14 protein-coding genes are annotated in these 14,495 nt (G+C 67.0%); 8 read left to right on the top strand and 6 right to left on the bottom strand.

Annotated features, from left to right (window positions below; translation table 11 throughout):
• Positions 1-98 precede the first annotated feature (98 nt).
• Together ppgK and map are read right to left on the bottom strand one after the other, a co-directional pair.
• Positions 99-902 (bottom strand): polyphosphate--glucose phosphotransferase, encoded by an 804-nt coding sequence (ppgK, locus tag AC1D1W_RS16775; protein WP_223916650.1) that lies wholly within the window; start codon positions 900-902, stop codon positions 99-101.
• A 98-nt stretch (positions 903-1,000) separates the two neighbouring features.
• Positions 1,001-1,879: a type I methionyl aminopeptidase gene (gene map, locus AC1D1W_RS16780; RefSeq protein WP_476944279.1), complete on the bottom strand. Its 879-nt coding sequence runs from the start codon at positions 1,877-1,879 to the stop codon at positions 1,001-1,003.
• A 103-nt stretch (positions 1,880-1,982) separates the two neighbouring features.
• Between map and AC1D1W_RS16785 the strand changes: the two genes are divergently transcribed.
• Positions 1,983-2,147 (top strand): SPOR domain-containing protein, encoded by a 165-nt coding sequence (locus AC1D1W_RS16785; protein WP_018772367.1) that lies wholly within the window; start codon positions 1,983-1,985, stop codon positions 2,145-2,147.
• Positions 2,148-2,291: 144 nt separating this feature from the next.
• A complete protein-coding gene (locus AC1D1W_RS16790) occupies positions 2,292-4,337 on the top strand; it encodes a phage holin family protein (protein ID WP_476944280.1) in 2,046 nt (681 codons plus the stop codon).
• 51 nt (positions 4,338-4,388) lie between these two features.
• Here AC1D1W_RS16790 and AC1D1W_RS16795 read toward each other — a convergent pair whose 3' ends face one another.
• From AC1D1W_RS16795 to panB, 3 genes are all read right to left on the bottom strand, one after another.
• Positions 4,389-5,147, bottom strand: a complete 759-nt coding sequence (locus AC1D1W_RS16795; protein WP_028275862.1) for an MBL fold metallo-hydrolase — start codon at positions 5,145-5,147, stop codon at positions 4,389-4,391.
• Positions 5,148-5,169: 22 nt separating this feature from the next.
• Positions 5,170-5,559 (bottom strand): SHOCT domain-containing protein, encoded by a 390-nt coding sequence (locus tag AC1D1W_RS16800; RefSeq protein ID WP_028275861.1) that lies wholly within the window; start codon positions 5,557-5,559, stop codon positions 5,170-5,172.
• A 205-nt stretch (positions 5,560-5,764) separates the two neighbouring features.
• A complete protein-coding gene (panB, locus tag AC1D1W_RS16805; protein ID WP_243179484.1) occupies positions 5,765-6,730 on the bottom strand; it encodes a 3-methyl-2-oxobutanoate hydroxymethyltransferase in 966 nt (321 codons plus the stop codon).
• A gap of 262 nt (positions 6,731-6,992) precedes the next feature.
• On the opposite strand from panB, the gene glnA (AC1D1W_RS16810) reads away from it, so the two are divergent.
• The 6 genes from glnA (AC1D1W_RS16810) to AC1D1W_RS16835 all read left to right on the top strand — a co-directional run bounded on the left by glnA (AC1D1W_RS16810) (position 6,993) and on the right by AC1D1W_RS16835 (position 13,371).
• Positions 6,993-8,333 carry a type I glutamate--ammonia ligase gene (gene glnA, locus AC1D1W_RS16810; protein ID WP_028275859.1) on the top strand — a complete coding sequence of 447 codons (1,341 nt, stop codon included), beginning with the start codon at positions 6,993-6,995 and terminating at the stop codon, positions 8,331-8,333.
• Between the two features lie 9 nt (positions 8,334-8,342).
• Complete coding sequence (locus AC1D1W_RS16815; protein WP_476944281.1) at positions 8,343-11,354, top strand: bifunctional [glutamine synthetase] adenylyltransferase/[glutamine synthetase]-adenylyl-L-tyrosine phosphorylase; 3,012 nt, start codon at positions 8,343-8,345, stop codon at positions 11,352-11,354.
• Positions 11,355-11,427: 73 nt separating this feature from the next.
• On the top strand, positions 11,428-11,844 hold the full coding sequence (locus AC1D1W_RS16820) for a VOC family protein (protein ID WP_026266248.1): 417 nt from the start codon (positions 11,428-11,430) through the stop codon (positions 11,842-11,844).
• Between the two features lie 49 nt (positions 11,845-11,893).
• On the top strand, positions 11,894-12,409 hold the full coding sequence (locus AC1D1W_RS16825) for a GNAT family N-acetyltransferase (RefSeq protein WP_476944282.1): 516 nt from the start codon (positions 11,894-11,896) through the stop codon (positions 12,407-12,409).
• Between the two features lie 70 nt (positions 12,410-12,479).
• Positions 12,480-13,127 (top strand): MBL fold metallo-hydrolase, encoded by a 648-nt coding sequence (locus AC1D1W_RS16830; protein WP_476944283.1) that lies wholly within the window; start codon positions 12,480-12,482, stop codon positions 13,125-13,127.
• Between the two features lie 43 nt (positions 13,128-13,170).
• The gene (locus AC1D1W_RS16835; RefSeq protein ID WP_028275855.1) at positions 13,171-13,371 is read left to right on the top strand and encodes a hypothetical protein; all 201 of its coding nucleotides are present in this window, start codon (positions 13,171-13,173) and stop codon (positions 13,369-13,371) included.
• A gap of 107 nt (positions 13,372-13,478) precedes the next feature.
• Here AC1D1W_RS16835 and glnA (AC1D1W_RS16840) read toward each other — a convergent pair.
• A partial coding sequence (gene glnA, locus AC1D1W_RS16840; RefSeq protein WP_476944284.1) for a type I glutamate--ammonia ligase occupies positions 13,479-14,495 on the bottom strand: 1,017 nt, incomplete at its 5' end.

Below are 14,495 nucleotides of genomic sequence, written 5' to 3' on the forward strand. Positions count from 1 at the left end.
GCTCCACAAAGAAACTGAGCTATCACTCCGGGTCGTTCCCAGCGTTCAGAACGACCCGGAGTGATAGCTCAATTGGCCTTAATCCCGCGAGGGGCGCTTTATTTGGCCAGCTTGTGCTTGAGGGCAATCTCGATGGCCGCGCCCACGATCCCGGCGTCGTTCTTCAGCTCGGCCGGGACGATCGGCGTGCGCAGCTTCATGTGCGGCAGGTACTCGTCTGCACGCTTGGAGATGCCGCCGCCCACAATGAAGAGCTCGGGGGAGAACAGGAATTCCACGTGGGAGAAGTAGCGCTGCAGCAGGACGCTGTACTGTTCCCAGCTGAGGCCCTCGCGCTCACGGGCCACGGCTGAGGCCTTGGTCTCGGCGTCGAAGCCGTCGATCTCAAGGTGGCCGAGTTCGGCGTTGGGAACCAGCTTCCCGTCGAAGATGAACGCCGAGCCGATGCCGGTGCCAAGGGTGATCACCAGCACGGTGCCGGCGACTCCCTCGCCGGCACCGAAGCGGGCTTCGGCGAGTCCGGCGGCGTCTGCGTCGTTGATGACCTCCACCGGGCGGCCGAGACGCGCCGTGAGCATGGCATCGATGTCGGCTTCCAGCCACGACTTGTCCACATTCGCGGCCGAATGGACCACACCGTGCTGGATGATGCCGGGGAAGGTCACGCCCACGGGGCTGCTGGCGTCGGGGGCATCGGAACGGGCAGAGAGCTCGGCGACAACCTGCGCGACGACTTCGGCCACGGACTCAGGGGTGGAGGGCTGCGGCGTCGGGAAGCGCACCCGGTCGCCGATCAGCTTCCCCTTCTTCAGGTCCACGATCCCGCCCTTGATTCCGGTCCCACCGATGTCAATGCCGATCAGGGGGGCGTTCTTCTTCGACTTTTCGTCCTTCTTGGCCAATGTCGTTCCGTTCGTGGCAGGGGCGGGCTGTAGTGACCGGGCAGGGCCGGTGGTGAAAGAGCGGGGTGGTTCCGGGAACTAGCGTGTGGAGCGGGCGGTCAGGGCAGCGTGAGGACCTCGGCACCGGACTCCGTCACGAGCAGGGTGTGCTCGAACTGGGCGGTGCGCTTGCGGTCGCGGGTCACGACGGTCCAGTCATCAGCCCACATGTCCCAGTCAACGGTGCCCAGGGTCAGCATTGGCTCGATCGTGAACACCATACCGGTTTCCATGGTGGTGTTGTATGCCGGGGCCGCGTCATAGTGCGGAATGATCAGCCCGGTGTGGAAGGCTTCGCCAACTCCATGCCCGGTAAAGTCGCGGACCACGCCGTAGCCGAAGCGCTTTGCGTAGGACTCGATGGTCCGGCCGATCACGTTGATTTCGCGCCCGGGAGCCACGGCCCGGATGGCGCGGTTCAGCGATTCCCGGGTGCGCTCCACGAGGAGGCGGGATTCCTCGTCGACGTCGCCGACCAGGAAGGTGTAGTTGGTGTCGCCATGGACACCGCCGATGAAGGCCGTGATGTCGATGTTGAGGATGTCGCCGTCCCGGACCACGGTGCTGTCCGGGATGCCGTGGCAGATGACCTCGTTGAGGGACGAACACAGGGACTTCGGAAAGCCCCGGTATCCGAGGGTGGAGGGGTACGCGTTGTGGTCCAGCAGGAACTCATGGCCCACCCGGTCCAGCTGGTCGGTGGTGACGCCGGGTTCGATGTGCCTGCCGACCTCCACGATGGCCTGGGCGGCGATTTGGGAGGCGATCCGGATCTTCTCGATGGTCTCCGCCGACTTGACCTCGGACCCCGTGAACTTCGCAGGAGCCGGCTTGCCTACATATTCCGGACGCGGGATGGACGGCGGCACGGGAAGCTGCGGGCTCACTGTCCCCGGGACCAGCGTGCCGATGGGTGCAGTTGAGGCTAGAGAAGGCATAGATTGATCATATAAGTAGCCGGGCACAGCCCGGAAAATACAGCCCGGAAAATACAGCCCGGAAAACACACCCGGACACGCTCCGGGCCATGAAGGAGCCCCGATGCCCGAATACTGGTACAACGTCAACACCCACGAGATCGAGGAAGACGCGATGTCCGACTGGAGCCAGCTGATCGGACCGTACAAGACCCGTGAGGAAGCCGAACACGCCCTGGAAAAGGTCAAGGCGCGCAATGAGGCTTGGGACAAGGACGAGGACGACTAGACCGTACGGGCCGGCTGCGCCCGTGGGAACGTCCCCCGGCGATCGCGGACCCGACACCGCACAGGCTGACTGATTTATCCCAGCCCGTGATTCTCACCCTGTGAGGGTGGGTGCGAGCCGGTTGCCGACGGCCATACTGGGAAAATGCCGACGCGCGTTGCCCGCACCCGCGGCGCCCGAATCTCAGACCTCGCCAGGCTGGTCCTTGCCTGGGCTGCCTCGACTGTTGCCCTCATCATCACCGGCGCCCTGCTGCCGGGGTTCTCTGCGGCCAGCTGGTGGTCATACGCCGCCGTGGCGGCGGCAGCCGGCCTCGTCGGCCTGGTCCTGCGCCCCGTGCTGGTGGAGATCTCGGCCAGGGTGGGCTGGGTGGCAGTGCTTCTCACCGCCCTGGTGGGGCAGGCCCTGATCATGTACGTCGCCATCCGTCTGGTGCCCGGCATCGAGTCGACGCCGTTGACAGCCCTCGCCGCTACCTGGGTCAGTGCCGTCGTGGGCACGCTCATTTCGTGGGCCACCACAGCCGGAACCGATGACGGCCTCATCACCTCGCTGGCCGGACGGGCACGCCGGCAGGAAACGGTGACCGATCCGGAGGTTGACGGTGTCCTGTTCGTCCAGCTCGACGGGGTCCCCTTCCCGGTGCTGCAGTGGGCTATCCAGTCCGGGGGAGTGCCCCATCTCCGCCGCTGGCTGGCCTCGGGAGATTATCAGTTCCGTGAATGGACTCCCCAGCTGCCTTGCACGACGCCGGCGAGCCAGATGGGCATTCTGCACGGCACGGTCGACGGGATCCCGGCCTTCCGGTGGTATGACCGTGAGCTCCAACGCGTCCTGGTGGCCAACCGTCCGGCAGACGCCCGGGTGATTGAGGACAGGCACAGCACCGGCCAGGGACTGCTCTGCGACGACGGCGTCTCCATCTCGAACCTGTTCACCGGTGACGCGCCCCGCTCGTTTTTGACGATGAGCCGGGTAGAGGTCCGGCGCGGCTCGACCCAAACCCGACGGGCGTTCGCCTGGTTTTTTGCCACCCCGAACGGCTTCATGCGCAGCTTCACGCGGACCGTCGGCGAGATCTTCAAGGAGCGTTGGCAGGCCCGGAGACAGGTCAAACGTGACCTCAATCCGCGGGTGCGGCGGGACTGGACCTTCGCCCTGCTGCGGGCAGTCACCAACGGTCTGCTGCGGGACCTGAACACGGCGCTGGTGGCAGAGGAGCTGCGTCGCGGCACGAAGAGCATCTATGTCGACTACGTTGACTACGACGAGATTGCCCACCACGCAGGCATGTTCCGCCCCGAGTCGCTTGCAGCCCTGGATGGCTTGGACCGCACGCTCGGTGCCTTGGCCGAACTCGCCGGGTCCGCTCCCCGCCGCTACCGGCTGGTGGTGCTCTCGGACCACGGCCAGTCCCAGGGCACGCCGTTCGCGGACAGGTATGACCAGGCGCTTGGTGATCTGTGCGCGGAACTGATGCAGGAACACGTTCAGAACGTGGACGCGTCCGTCGAGGGACTCGGGCGCGCGGACTCCATCGCCGGCGACGTTGCCACTGGCGGATTGTCCGGGAAGCTCGCCGGCCGCGCGGACAAGGTGCTGACCAAGGCACAAGAGACGCCGGCGCAGCAGACTTCCGGTTCAGGCGGCGCGGAGGACCCGGTGGTCGTGTTGGGCTCGGGCAACCTGGGCCTGGTGTACCTGCGGGGTGACCGGCGCCTGAGTCTCCAGACCCTCGAGCATCGGTGGCCTGCCCTGGTCCCCGGCCTGGCGGGCCATCCCGGCGTCGGGTTCGTGGCCGGCATCGATGACGAGGGCGGGGCGTGGGCGATCGGAAGCGGCGGGCGCGTCAATATCACCAGCGGGGCAGTGGAGGGCACCGACCCGCTGGCCGGCTTCGGGCCGCATGCGGCGCGGGTGCTGAATCTCGCGCTGATGCACCCCGAGGCGCCGGATCTCTATGTCAACAGCGCGGTGGATCCCGTGACCGGCGACGTTGCAGCGTTCGAAGGCCTCGTGGGATCCCACGGGGGTCTTGGGGGTTGGCAGGACCGCGCCGTGCTGATGGGCCCGGCCGATCTCATGGCGGGGCTGCCCGAGCGGATCGAGGGTGCCGGGGAACTCCACCAGGTGCTGGTGGCGATGCTTGAGTCCTGTGGCCAGCGCGCCACGACGGCGTCCCGCGGCTGAGCGACCAACTGGGGATTTCCCCCGGGCGGGTCCAATCCGGGGCCCGGGGGCTTACGAGGGCGCGACCCAGGACTGGCCGGGAGCGAGGACGACTGCCGTGCAGCCCGGAGCCTGTTCCGCCACGGCAGTGGCGAACCGGTGGCCGGGCCGCTCGAGCCAGCTCCGGGCAAAGTAGGTGACGAACGGAGGGTGCAGCGTCCCCCAGTGCACCGGCAGGGCGAACCGTGCGCCGCTCATCGCGACAGCCCGGGCGGCGGTTTCCGGAGTCAGGTGTCCCGCCGAGAGCCTCGGCCCCCACCCCCAGACCGGCACCAGGGCGACATCGATCGGCCCTCCAGCCATGGCGGGGAGCGCGGCCATCTCCGGGAACAAGCCCGTGTCACCCGCGATCCACACGATGCCCGATTGGCCGCGGACGAGTTGGCCATTGGCGTCGTTGGGTCGGTGCGGCATTGGCCGGCTGTGATGCTCGGCCGGCACCTGGCGGATCTGGACGCCGCTGCCGACTGGGGTCCAGCCGTCGCCCAAGGAAACTGTGTGCGCCAGCTTTCGGCGACGCAGCCAGGCCACGTTCGCCGGCGCGCTCATCAGCGGTGCCCCGCGCAGCATGCGCAGGGAGCGCAACTCGGCGTGGTCGTGGTGCAGGTGGGAGAGGAGCACCGCGTCCGGTCGGTCCCACGAGACCGGGTCCGGACGCGGTGCCAGGCGTCGGAGCAACCCGGCATGGGAACGGAGCAGCGGATCGGTCAGGATCCGAACCCCGTCGAGATCCAGAACCACCGTGGAGTGACCAAGCCAGGTGATTCTCATGTCGGGCGTGCCCGTTTTCGTGTCAGGCCAAGGCCTTTGCCTTGAGGGAATCAAACTCGGTCTGGTTGATGGCTCCGGAATCAAGCAGCGCCCTGGCATCGGCGATCTGGCCGGCCGGGCTGGCCGTCGAGCCTGCGGCCTGCTTGATGTACTCCTGCTGGGCAGCCTGCTGCTGGGCCAGCATCTTCATCTGACGATCGGTCATGCTCCGGCCCCGGGCGATCAGGTAGATGAGGGCGCCGAGCCAGGGAACGAAGATTAGCAGGATAACCCAGCCGGCCTTGGCCCAGCCGCTGAGCTCGTGGTCGCTGAACAAGTCCATCAGGCAGCGGAACCACACCATCAGCGCAGCGATCCAGATGAAGAACCAGAAACTCCAGAGCAGAACGTCCCAGAAGCTATTCGTGTCCATCGATACTCCTCGAATCGTGTCCGCCGCAGCCTGACCTTGCGCTTAGCGCATGAAACCGTCCGGGCCGGCGGAACATCTTGAGGTCCTAATGCAGACCTTATTGGTCAGCCTGCCCGCACCTGAGGCGCAACGCATCGCCCGTGAAGGATGAGGTCTTGCAAAAGAGTCCCCGGATCCGGAAGGTCAGGGGCTCGCTGGAGCGGAACTAGAAGGAGTGTTCCGGGCCGGGGAACTGGCCTGAGCGCACGTCGTCGCCGTAGGCTTTTGCGGCGTCACTGAGCGACGTGCGGAGGTCGGCGTACTGTTTGACGAATTTCGCCATCTTTCCGCCGCGCAAACCGGCCATGTCCTGCCACACCAGAACCTGTCCGGTGGTGGCGCTCCCGGCCCCGATGCCGACCGTGGGGACGTCGACGGCGGCATCCACGGCGGCTGCCGTGGCGGCCGGGACCATTTCCATGAGCACGCTGAACGCGCCGGCGTCGGCCAGCGCGACGGCGTCGTCGATCAACCGCTGGGCGTCATCTCCGCGGCCCTGGACGCGGTAGCCGCCGAGGGAGTGTTCGCTCTGCGGGGTGAAACCGATGTGCGCCATGACGGGGATGCCGGCCTGGACCATGGCGCGGACGGTTTCGGCGTAGAACTTTCCGCCTTCGATCTTGACGGCGTGGGCCAGGCCCTCTTTCAGGAACCGGACTCCGGTGGCAACAGCCTGCTGGGTGGAGACCTCGTAGCTGCCGAACGGCAGGTCAGCGATCACCAGGGCCCGCCGTGCGGAGCGGGCGACGGCCCGGCACAGCGGAAGGAGCTCGTCCACCGTCACGGGAAGGCTGGTTTCGTTGCCGAAGACGTTGTTGGAGGCCGAATCGCCGACCAGGAGCACCTCGATGCCTGCCTGGTCAAAGATTTCTGCGGTGTACTGGTCATACGCAGTGAGCATGGCGAAGCGTTCACCGTTCACCTTGGCCGCCTGGAGATGATGCGTACGGATCCTGGCCGCCGGTTTCCGGGCCGCCTCCGCAGTCCCGCCGGTGCCGCCGTCGGCGGTCCCGCCTGTGCCACTGGCCGACGTGCCCGAAGAGGCGGCCGCTGAAGCCGCTGCCGGGCCGCTGCCGTAGGGGGCCGCAAGTTCTGCGGGCGTGCTGGAATCGGAGCTGTTACTTGAGGCCATGCCACGAGCGTAGTGCGAGACGAAGTGCCGCAGCTACCGCGGGTTGCCCCCGCCCGGCGTGAATCACGTCACACGGGCGGCCTGCGTGGCGGCACAATAGCCCCTCCCGCCGCGAATTCGTCCGGCTTTGTGTTAACGGTGTGTTACGCGGGGGTCCGGCTTCAGCAATCGGTGGCAATGCTTAGTAAAGTGAACCGTGAGCAGCCGCGGGGCCCATGAATGCCGGGCCTGGGGCGGATGGAAGAACCGGAAAGAGGCCAGTATGGACCGCCAGCAAGAGTTTGTCCTGCGGACGATCGAAGAGCGCGACGTGCGGTTTGTGCGCCTGTGGTTCACCGACGTCGTGGGATCGCTCAAGTCCGTAGCCCTGGCCCCGGCCGAGGTGGAAGGCGCCTTCGAGGAAGGACTCGGATTCGACGGTTCCTCGATCGAGGGCCTGGCCCGCGTCTTCGAATCCGACATGCTGGCCCAGCCGGATCCGGCCACGTTCCAGATCCTGCCCTGGCGCGGCGAGACCGAGGCCACATCGCGGATGTTCTGCGACATCCTGACCCCCGACGGCGAACCTTCCGCCGCGGACCCGCGCAACGTCCTCAAGCGCACCCTGGCCAAGGCCGCGGACATGGGCTTCACCTGCTACACCCACCCCGAGATCGAGTTCTATCTGCTCAAGTCCCAGGAGCCGGGCCCGGACGGATCACCGATCCCCGTGGACGAGGGCGGCTACTTCGACCACGTCCCGGGCGGCGTTGCCCAGGACTTCCGCCGGACCGCCGTGACCATGCTCGAATCGGTGGGCATCTCGGTGGAATTCAGCCACCACGAGGCGGGCCCGGGCCAGAACGAAATCGACCTGCGCTACGCCGACGCCCTGCAGACCGCGGATAACATCATGACGTTCCGCACGGTCATCAAGGAAGTCGCGCTGCAGCAGGGCACTTATGCCACCTTCATGCCCAAGCCCTTCACCGCCCACCCGGGTTCGGGCATGCACACCCACTTTTCCCTCTTCGAAGGGGACACCAACGCCTTCTACGAGGCCGGTTCCGAGTTCCAGCTTTCCGAGACGGCGCGCCAGTTCATCGCCGGCATCCTCAAGCACGCCCCCGAATTCACGGCCGTGACCAACCAGTTCGTCAACTCCTACAAGCGGCTCTGGGGCGGGGGAGAGGCGCCGAGCTACCTGAGTTGGGGCCACAACAACCGCTCCGCCTTGGTCCGCGTCCCGCTGTACAAGCCCGGCAAGGGCCAGTCCGCGCGGATCGAATACCGTGGCATCGACTCCGCCGCCAACCCCTACCTGGCCTACGCCGTGCTGCTCGGTGCCGGCCTCAAGGGCATCGAGGAGGGCTACCAGCTCCCCGCGGCGGCCGAGGACGACATCTGGTCGCTGAGCTCGGCGGAACGCCGCGCCATGGGACACGACCCRCTGCCGGCCAGCCTGCACGACGCCATCCGGACCATGGAGGATTCCGAGCTCATGCCGCAGATCCTCGGCGAGCAGGTGTTCGAGCACTTCCTGCGCAACAAGCGTGCAGAATGGCAGGACTACCGCCTCCAGGTGACGCCCTACGAACTGCAGCGCAATCTCGGCATTCTGTAGGTTGCCCCGATGAGCCTGGCACGACGCCTCATTGCCGCCGGCTTCAGCGATCTCGACAAGGGCGAGCGGTTCCTGGCGGCCCGGGAACTGGAGGGACTCGACCAGGATGCCCTCTTTGCGGGGCTGCAGCTGGCGGCCAACCCGGACACGGCCCTGCAGTCCCTGGTCCGGCTGATCGAGAAGCACCCGGAGCTGCGCAAGCTTGCCGTCGCGGACCCGGAAAGCAGCGAACCGCTGTACCGGGTCCTGGGCGCCTCCGAGGCGCTGGGCGAGTTCCTCATCCGCCACCCCGAACACCTCGATGCCTTCGACGTGCGGGTCAGTCCGGAACCGATGGCCGCGGACGCCGTGGCCCTGCGGACGCGGCTGCTGCAGTCGGTGCGGGCCGATCCCAAGTCTGCCCGGCCGGTGGCGGCCCTCAGCGGTCAGGAAGCCTACGCGGCCCTGCGCACCGCCTACCGGCGCGGGCTCGTGGAGCTCGCCATCAAGGACCTGTGCGCGGCCGATCCGCTGGACTTCATGCCGGCCGCGGGTGCGGAACTGGCGGATCTCGCCGGCGCTGCGCTCGAGGCGGCCCTCGCCGTGTCCCGGGCCGAGGCGGCGGAGAAGTTCGACGCCGCGGAGGTGGCCGACGTCGGCCTCGCCGTGATCGGCATGGGCAAGTGCGGTGCCCGCGAACTGAACTACATTTCCGACGTCGACGTCATCTACGTGATCGAGTCCGGCGCGCTGGAAGAGACCCGGGCCACGACCATCGGCACCGTCCTCGCTTCCGGGATCTCGCGCGCGATCATGTCCACAAGCCGCGAACCCGGGCTGTGGGAAGTCGATGCGAACCTCCGGCCCGAGGGCAAGTCGGGGCCGCTGGTCCGGACCCTCGCCTCGCACGAGAGCTATTACGCGCGCTGGGCCGAGAGCTGGGAATTCCAGGCCCTCCTGAAGGCCCGGACCATCGCCGGCGACACCGTCCTGGGGGCCCGCTATGAGGCAGCCCTGACGCCCCTGATCTGGTCTTCGGCCGGCCGGGAGGGCTTTGTCGAATCCGTCCGCGCCATGCGCCGCCGCGTCACCGAGCACATTCCAGCCGATGAGGAACAGCGGCAGATCAAGCTGGGCCGCGGCGGGCTGCGCGACGTCGAATTCACCGTCCAGCTGCTGCAGCTCGTGCACGGCAAGTCGGATGAATCCTTGCGTTGCCGGGACACCACCTCGGCCATCGCCGCGCTCTCCGCCGGCGGGTATATCGGCCGCTCCGACGCCGCGGAGTTCGACCGCGACTACCGCTACCTGCGGCTGCTCGAACACCGGATCCAGCTGTTCCAGCTGCGCCGGACGCACCTCATGCCGGTGAACGAAGCGTCCTTGCGCTCCCTCGCGAAGGCGGTGCTGGGACCTTTCTCCGCCGAGCGGCCCAAGCCGGACGCCCTGGTCGCCGCATGGCGAAAAACCAAGCGCTCCGTGCGGGAACTCCACGAACGAATCTTCTACCGCCCCCTGCTCAATACCGTCGCCACCCTGAGCAGCGAAGAGGCACGCCTGACCCCCGAAGCCGCCCAGGGCCGCCTCGCCGCCCTCGGCTACCTCGATCCGCCCGGCGCCATGCGGCACATCGAGGCCCTCACCGCCGGCGTGAGCCGGCGCGCCGCACTCCAGCGGCAGCTCCTGCCCATCCTGCTGGACTGGCTCGCCGACGGCGTGGACCCCGACGCCGGGCTGCTCGCCTTCCGGCGGGTCAGCGAGGCCCTCGGCACAACCCACTGGTACCTGGGCATGCTCCGGGATTCGACGGCAGCGGCCGAGCGGCTCTGCCACGTGCTCGCCAACTCCCGGTTGATCGCGGACCTGCTGGAGGTTTCGCCCGAATCAGTGGCGTGGCTGGGCACGGACAAGGAACTGGTGCCGCTGAGCTTCGAATCCCAATGGCTTGAAATCACCTCTAAGATGTCCCGGCACGCGGACCCGGAGAGCGCCATGCGGCTGATCCGGCTGATCCGGCGCCGGGAAATCCTTCGGGTCGCCATCGCGGACAGCGCCGGGCTGCTGGACCAGGACCAGGTGGGGGAAGCCCTCGCTGACACGGACCGGGCCGCCGTGCTGGGGGCCCTCCGCGTGGCGGAGACGATCATCACCGCCGGGGAACCGCTGAAGACCCAGGTGCTGGTGGTTGCGATGGGCCGTCAGGGCGGCCGGGAGATCGGCTACGGCTCGGACGCCGACGTCATGTATGTCCACCGCGGACTCCCCGGCGTGCCGGAAGATGAGGCACAGGCTCAGGCCCTGCAGATCGTGGGCAAGCTCTCCAGCCTGCTGACCCAGCCGCTCAAACCGGCGATCCTGGCCGAGCGGGTACTCGCGGTGGACGCGGACCTGCGCCCCGAGGGCAAGAGCGGGCCCATGGTGCGGTCCCTGGAGTCCTATGCCGAGTACTACCGCCGGTGGTCCCTGGTCTGGGAGGCCCAGGCGTTGCTGCGGGCGCGTCCCATGGCCGGCGACGACGCCCTGGCCGAGGATTTCGTGGCGCTGATCGACACCATCCGGTACCCGGAGTCTTTGTCTGACCAGGACGTCCGGGAGGTGCGGCGGGTCAAGGCCAGGGTCGAGGCGGAGCGCCTGCCGCGCGGAGCCGATCCCGCCCGTCACCTGAAGCTTGGCCGGGGCGGGTTGAGTGACGTCGAGTGGCTGGCCCAGTTGCTCCAGCTCCGGCACGCCGGCCGGCACCCGGAGCTACGGACCACGTCCACTGTGGACGCGCTCGAGGCGGCCGCGGACCTGAACCTGATGGACGCGGGGGACACCGTCATCCTCCTCCGGGCCTGGCGGCTGGCGAGCCGGATCCGTTCGGCCAACGTCATCTGGACCGGCCGGCCCTCGGACCTGCTGCCCTCCTCCCGCCGCGACCTTGAGGCGGTGGCCCGCTGGTGCGGCTACGGACAAGGCAACGCCGCGGCGCTGGAGGAGGACTACCTGCGCTTGAGCCGGCGCGCCCGGGCGGTCTTCGAGCGGGTCTTCTACGGCCAATAGCGGCCCGGCGGCGGCCTGCCGGCTGCTGACAGGGCCTACTGACACATGCTGCGGGCGGTGCTACCTTGGGCCAATGGCCAGGCAACTTTTTGTGAACCTTCCCGTCCGGAATCTGGATAAGACCGTTGAATTCTTTACGGCGCTGGGATTTTCCTTCAACCCCGACTTCACCGATGAGAACGCCACCTGTATGATCGTCAACGATGGCGCGTACGTGATGCTGCTCGTCGAGTCCTATTTCAAGACCTTCACTTCGAAGTCCGTCGCCGCTACGGCCGGCACCGCCGAGGTCATCATGTCCTTCTCGCTGGAGAGCCGCGAAGCCGTGGACGAGGTCATCCGTACCGCCCTGACCTCCGGGGGCACGGCATCGGAGGAGGCCCAGGACTACGGCTTCATGTACACGCACAGCTTCCAGGACCCGGACGGGCACCTCTGGGAAGTCTTCTGGATGGATCCGGCCGGACCGCCCAAGGACGCTGCGCTGTAGCCCCTTTCCTGGAGGCGGCGGGCGCCGCCGGCGCGGGTACGCTGTCTACATGTCTGGACATGTATGGCTGCTGCCTTTGAAGAATCTCGACGACGACGCCCGGGCCATCAAGCTTGGGGAGATCGCGCTGCTGGAGCTCGGCGCAGGGCARCRGAAGTTCGTSGGGGAYCCGCTGCGGATGATGCTGATCGGGCTCGAGGAAGAGTCCCGGCACCCGTTCGCCGTGGATGAGAACGGGGCCGCCGTGGGAGTCCTGACGCTCCAGGCTGGGGCGGCGACCCTCGCGGGCTGGCCAGAGGACAACACGGCCTGGCTTTTGCGGGGCTTCCTGATCGACCGGCGGCAGCAGGGCAAGGGCCTCGGCACCCTCGCCGCGGAGGCCGCTGTGCGGGAGGCCGCCAAACTGACGGCGGACCTCGGCAGCGGCCAGGCCGGCGTCGTACTCTCCGTCAACGAACTGAACCCCGGCGGCCAAGCCGCATACCGCAAGGCCGGATTCGAGGACCGCGGCCGCTACGAAGGCGGCGACGCCGGCCCGCAACGAATCATGTACCGGGCGTTCTGACCGAGGGCGCATCTTGACTGGGACGATGTGTGCCTCAGTATTGAACCACGATCAGCCGCTGGAAAGGTGCATGATGGGTCACTCGCAGATGCAGGTAGAAGCGGTCATCCAGGAGCTCCACATCCCCGCCGGGCTGGCAGGGACGGTTGAGTTGACGATGGACGTACGTTGTTTCCTTGTGCCGCACACCGGGGGACTGCTGTTGATCGATACGGGCCTCAAGGGCAGCGCGGATGCGATTGCGGCGGCGTTGGACCGTGTCGGGGCAGCATGGAGTGACATCACCGACGTCGTCCTCACCCATTGGCATCCGGACCACGTCGGCGGCCTCGGCGAAGTCGTGGAACGGAGCCCGTTGGCAGCGATCTGGACGGGCGCTGCGGACGTTTCCCAGATTCCTTCCGCGGTGCCGCTGCGCCCGCTCGTGGAACGTGACAGGGTCCGCGATATTCAGATCGTGCAGACGCCTGGCCACACGGCAGGACACATCAGCTTGCTGCATGACGACGGACTGCTGTTCGTAGGGGACGCTGTGGGGACAGCCGGAGGTGTGATGCGACGGGCGCCGGAGCAGTTTACAGCGGACTCTGCGCGGGCCGAAGAGTCGCTTCTAAGACTGAGCTTGCTGGAGCCGGACAGGATGCTCTTTTCCCACGGACCGGAGATCCCCGATCCCGTAGGGGAATTACGCCGGCTTCTCGCCGTCAACGAGGGTTGACGCCTCTCCCWGCGTCAACTAACGTTGACGCAGGAGGTGCTTCATGCAGACATTGATAGGTTCCATGGACGGCAAAGGGCCGGCCGAGGCGCTCTACGCCGTGGCGGAACTCCACAAAGAACTGGCGCGCACGGAAACCGAAGTGGTGCTGCGTGCCCGGCAGGCCGGACTGTCATGGGAGGCCATTGCGGTGTGCCTTGGCGTCACCAAGCAGGCCGTGCACAAGAAGTACGGAAAGCGCTGAGGTGCTGGAAAGCGCTGAACCAGAAGGCCGGTCACGGGATGAACCCGTGACCGGCCTTTTTATATTGGAACTGTTGCGGACGAACAGTGTCGGGCCGCTTTATCTAACTAGACGCCGTAGTAGAGCTCGAACTCGTACGGGTTCGGGCGCAGCGAAAGCGGACGGATCTCGTTCTCGTACTTGTACTCGATCCAGGTGTCGATCAGGTCCTGGGTGAAGACGCCGCCGGCCTGCAGGAACTCGTTGTCCTCGGCCAGTGCATCCAGGGCCTCCTCGAGGGTGCCCGGAGCCTTGGGGATGTCCTTGGCTTCTTCGGCCGGGAGCTCGTAGAGGTCCTTGTCGATCGGAGCCGGGGGTTCGATCCGGTTACGGATGCCGTCGATGCCGGCCATCAGCTGGGCAGCGAACGCCAGGTACGGGTTGGAGGAGGGGTCCGGAGCGCGGAACTCGATGCGCTTGGCCTTCGGGTTGGAGCCCGTGATCGGGATACGGATACCGGCGGAGCGGTTGCCCTGCGAGTAAACCATGTTGACCGGGGCTTCGAAGCCCTTGACCAGGCGGCGGTAGGAGTTCACCGTCGGGTTGGTGAAGGCCAGGACAGCGGAGGAGTGCTTCAGCAGGCCACCGATGTACCAGCGGGCGGTGTCGGACAGGCCGGCGTAGCCCTTCTCGTCGTAGAACAGCGGCTCGCCGCCGGTCCACAGCGACTGGTGGCAGTGCATGCCCGAGCCGTTGTCACCGAAGACCGGCTTCGGCATGAAGGTCACGGACTTGCCCCAGGCATCGGCGGTGTTCTTGATGACGTACTTGAACTTCTGCAGGTCATCAGCCGCGTGGGTCAGGGTGGTGAACTTGTAGTTGATTTCAGCCTGGCCGGCGGAGCCGACTTCGTGGTGGCTGCGCTCGACCTCAAGGCCGGCCTCGTCCAGGGCAACACACATGGCGTCGCGCAGGTCGGCCTGCTTGTCGGTGGGGGAGACCGGGAAGTATCCGCCCTTGACCGGAGTCTTGTAGCCGAGGTTTCCGCCCTCTTCCTCACGGCCCGAGTTCCAGTGTGCTTCCTCGGAGTCGATCTTGTAGAAGCTGCCCTGCGGGGAGGACTGGTACTGGACGTTGTCGAAGAC

It is taken from the genome of Arthrobacter sp. P1_B4 (assembly GCF_056406555.1).

Bases quoted from the DNA above. Each gene is read 5' to 3' on its own strand.
- map (WP_476944279.1), bottom strand. From the start codon at position 1,879: ATGCCTTCTCTAGCCTCAACTGCACCCATCGGCACGCTGGTCCCGGGG.
- AC1D1W_RS16785 (WP_018772367.1), top strand. From the start codon at position 1,983: ATGCCCGAATACTGGTACAACGTCAACACCCACGAGATCGAGGAAGAC.
- AC1D1W_RS16790 (WP_476944280.1), top strand. From the start codon at position 2,292: ATGCCGACGCGCGTTGCCCGCACCCGCGGCGCCCGAATCTCAGACCTC.
- AC1D1W_RS16795 (WP_028275862.1), bottom strand. From the start codon at position 5,147: ATGAGAATCACCTGGCTTGGTCACTCCACGGTGGTTCTGGATCTCGAC.
- AC1D1W_RS16800 (WP_028275861.1), bottom strand. From the start codon at position 5,559: ATGGACACGAATAGCTTCTGGGACGTTCTGCTCTGGAGTTTCTGGTTC.
- panB (WP_243179484.1), bottom strand. From the start codon at position 6,730: ATGGCCTCAAGTAACAGCTCCGATTCCAGCACGCCCGCAGAACTTGCG.
- AC1D1W_RS16815 (WP_476944281.1), top strand. From the start codon at position 8,343: ATGAGCCTGGCACGACGCCTCATTGCCGCCGGCTTCAGCGATCTCGAC.
- AC1D1W_RS16820 (WP_026266248.1), top strand. From the start codon at position 11,428: ATGGCCAGGCAACTTTTTGTGAACCTTCCCGTCCGGAATCTGGATAAG.
- AC1D1W_RS16830 (WP_476944283.1), top strand. From the start codon at position 12,480: ATGATGGGTCACTCGCAGATGCAGGTAGAAGCGGTCATCCAGGAGCTC.
- AC1D1W_RS16835 (WP_028275855.1), top strand. From the start codon at position 13,171: ATGCAGACATTGATAGGTTCCATGGACGGCAAAGGGCCGGCCGAGGCG.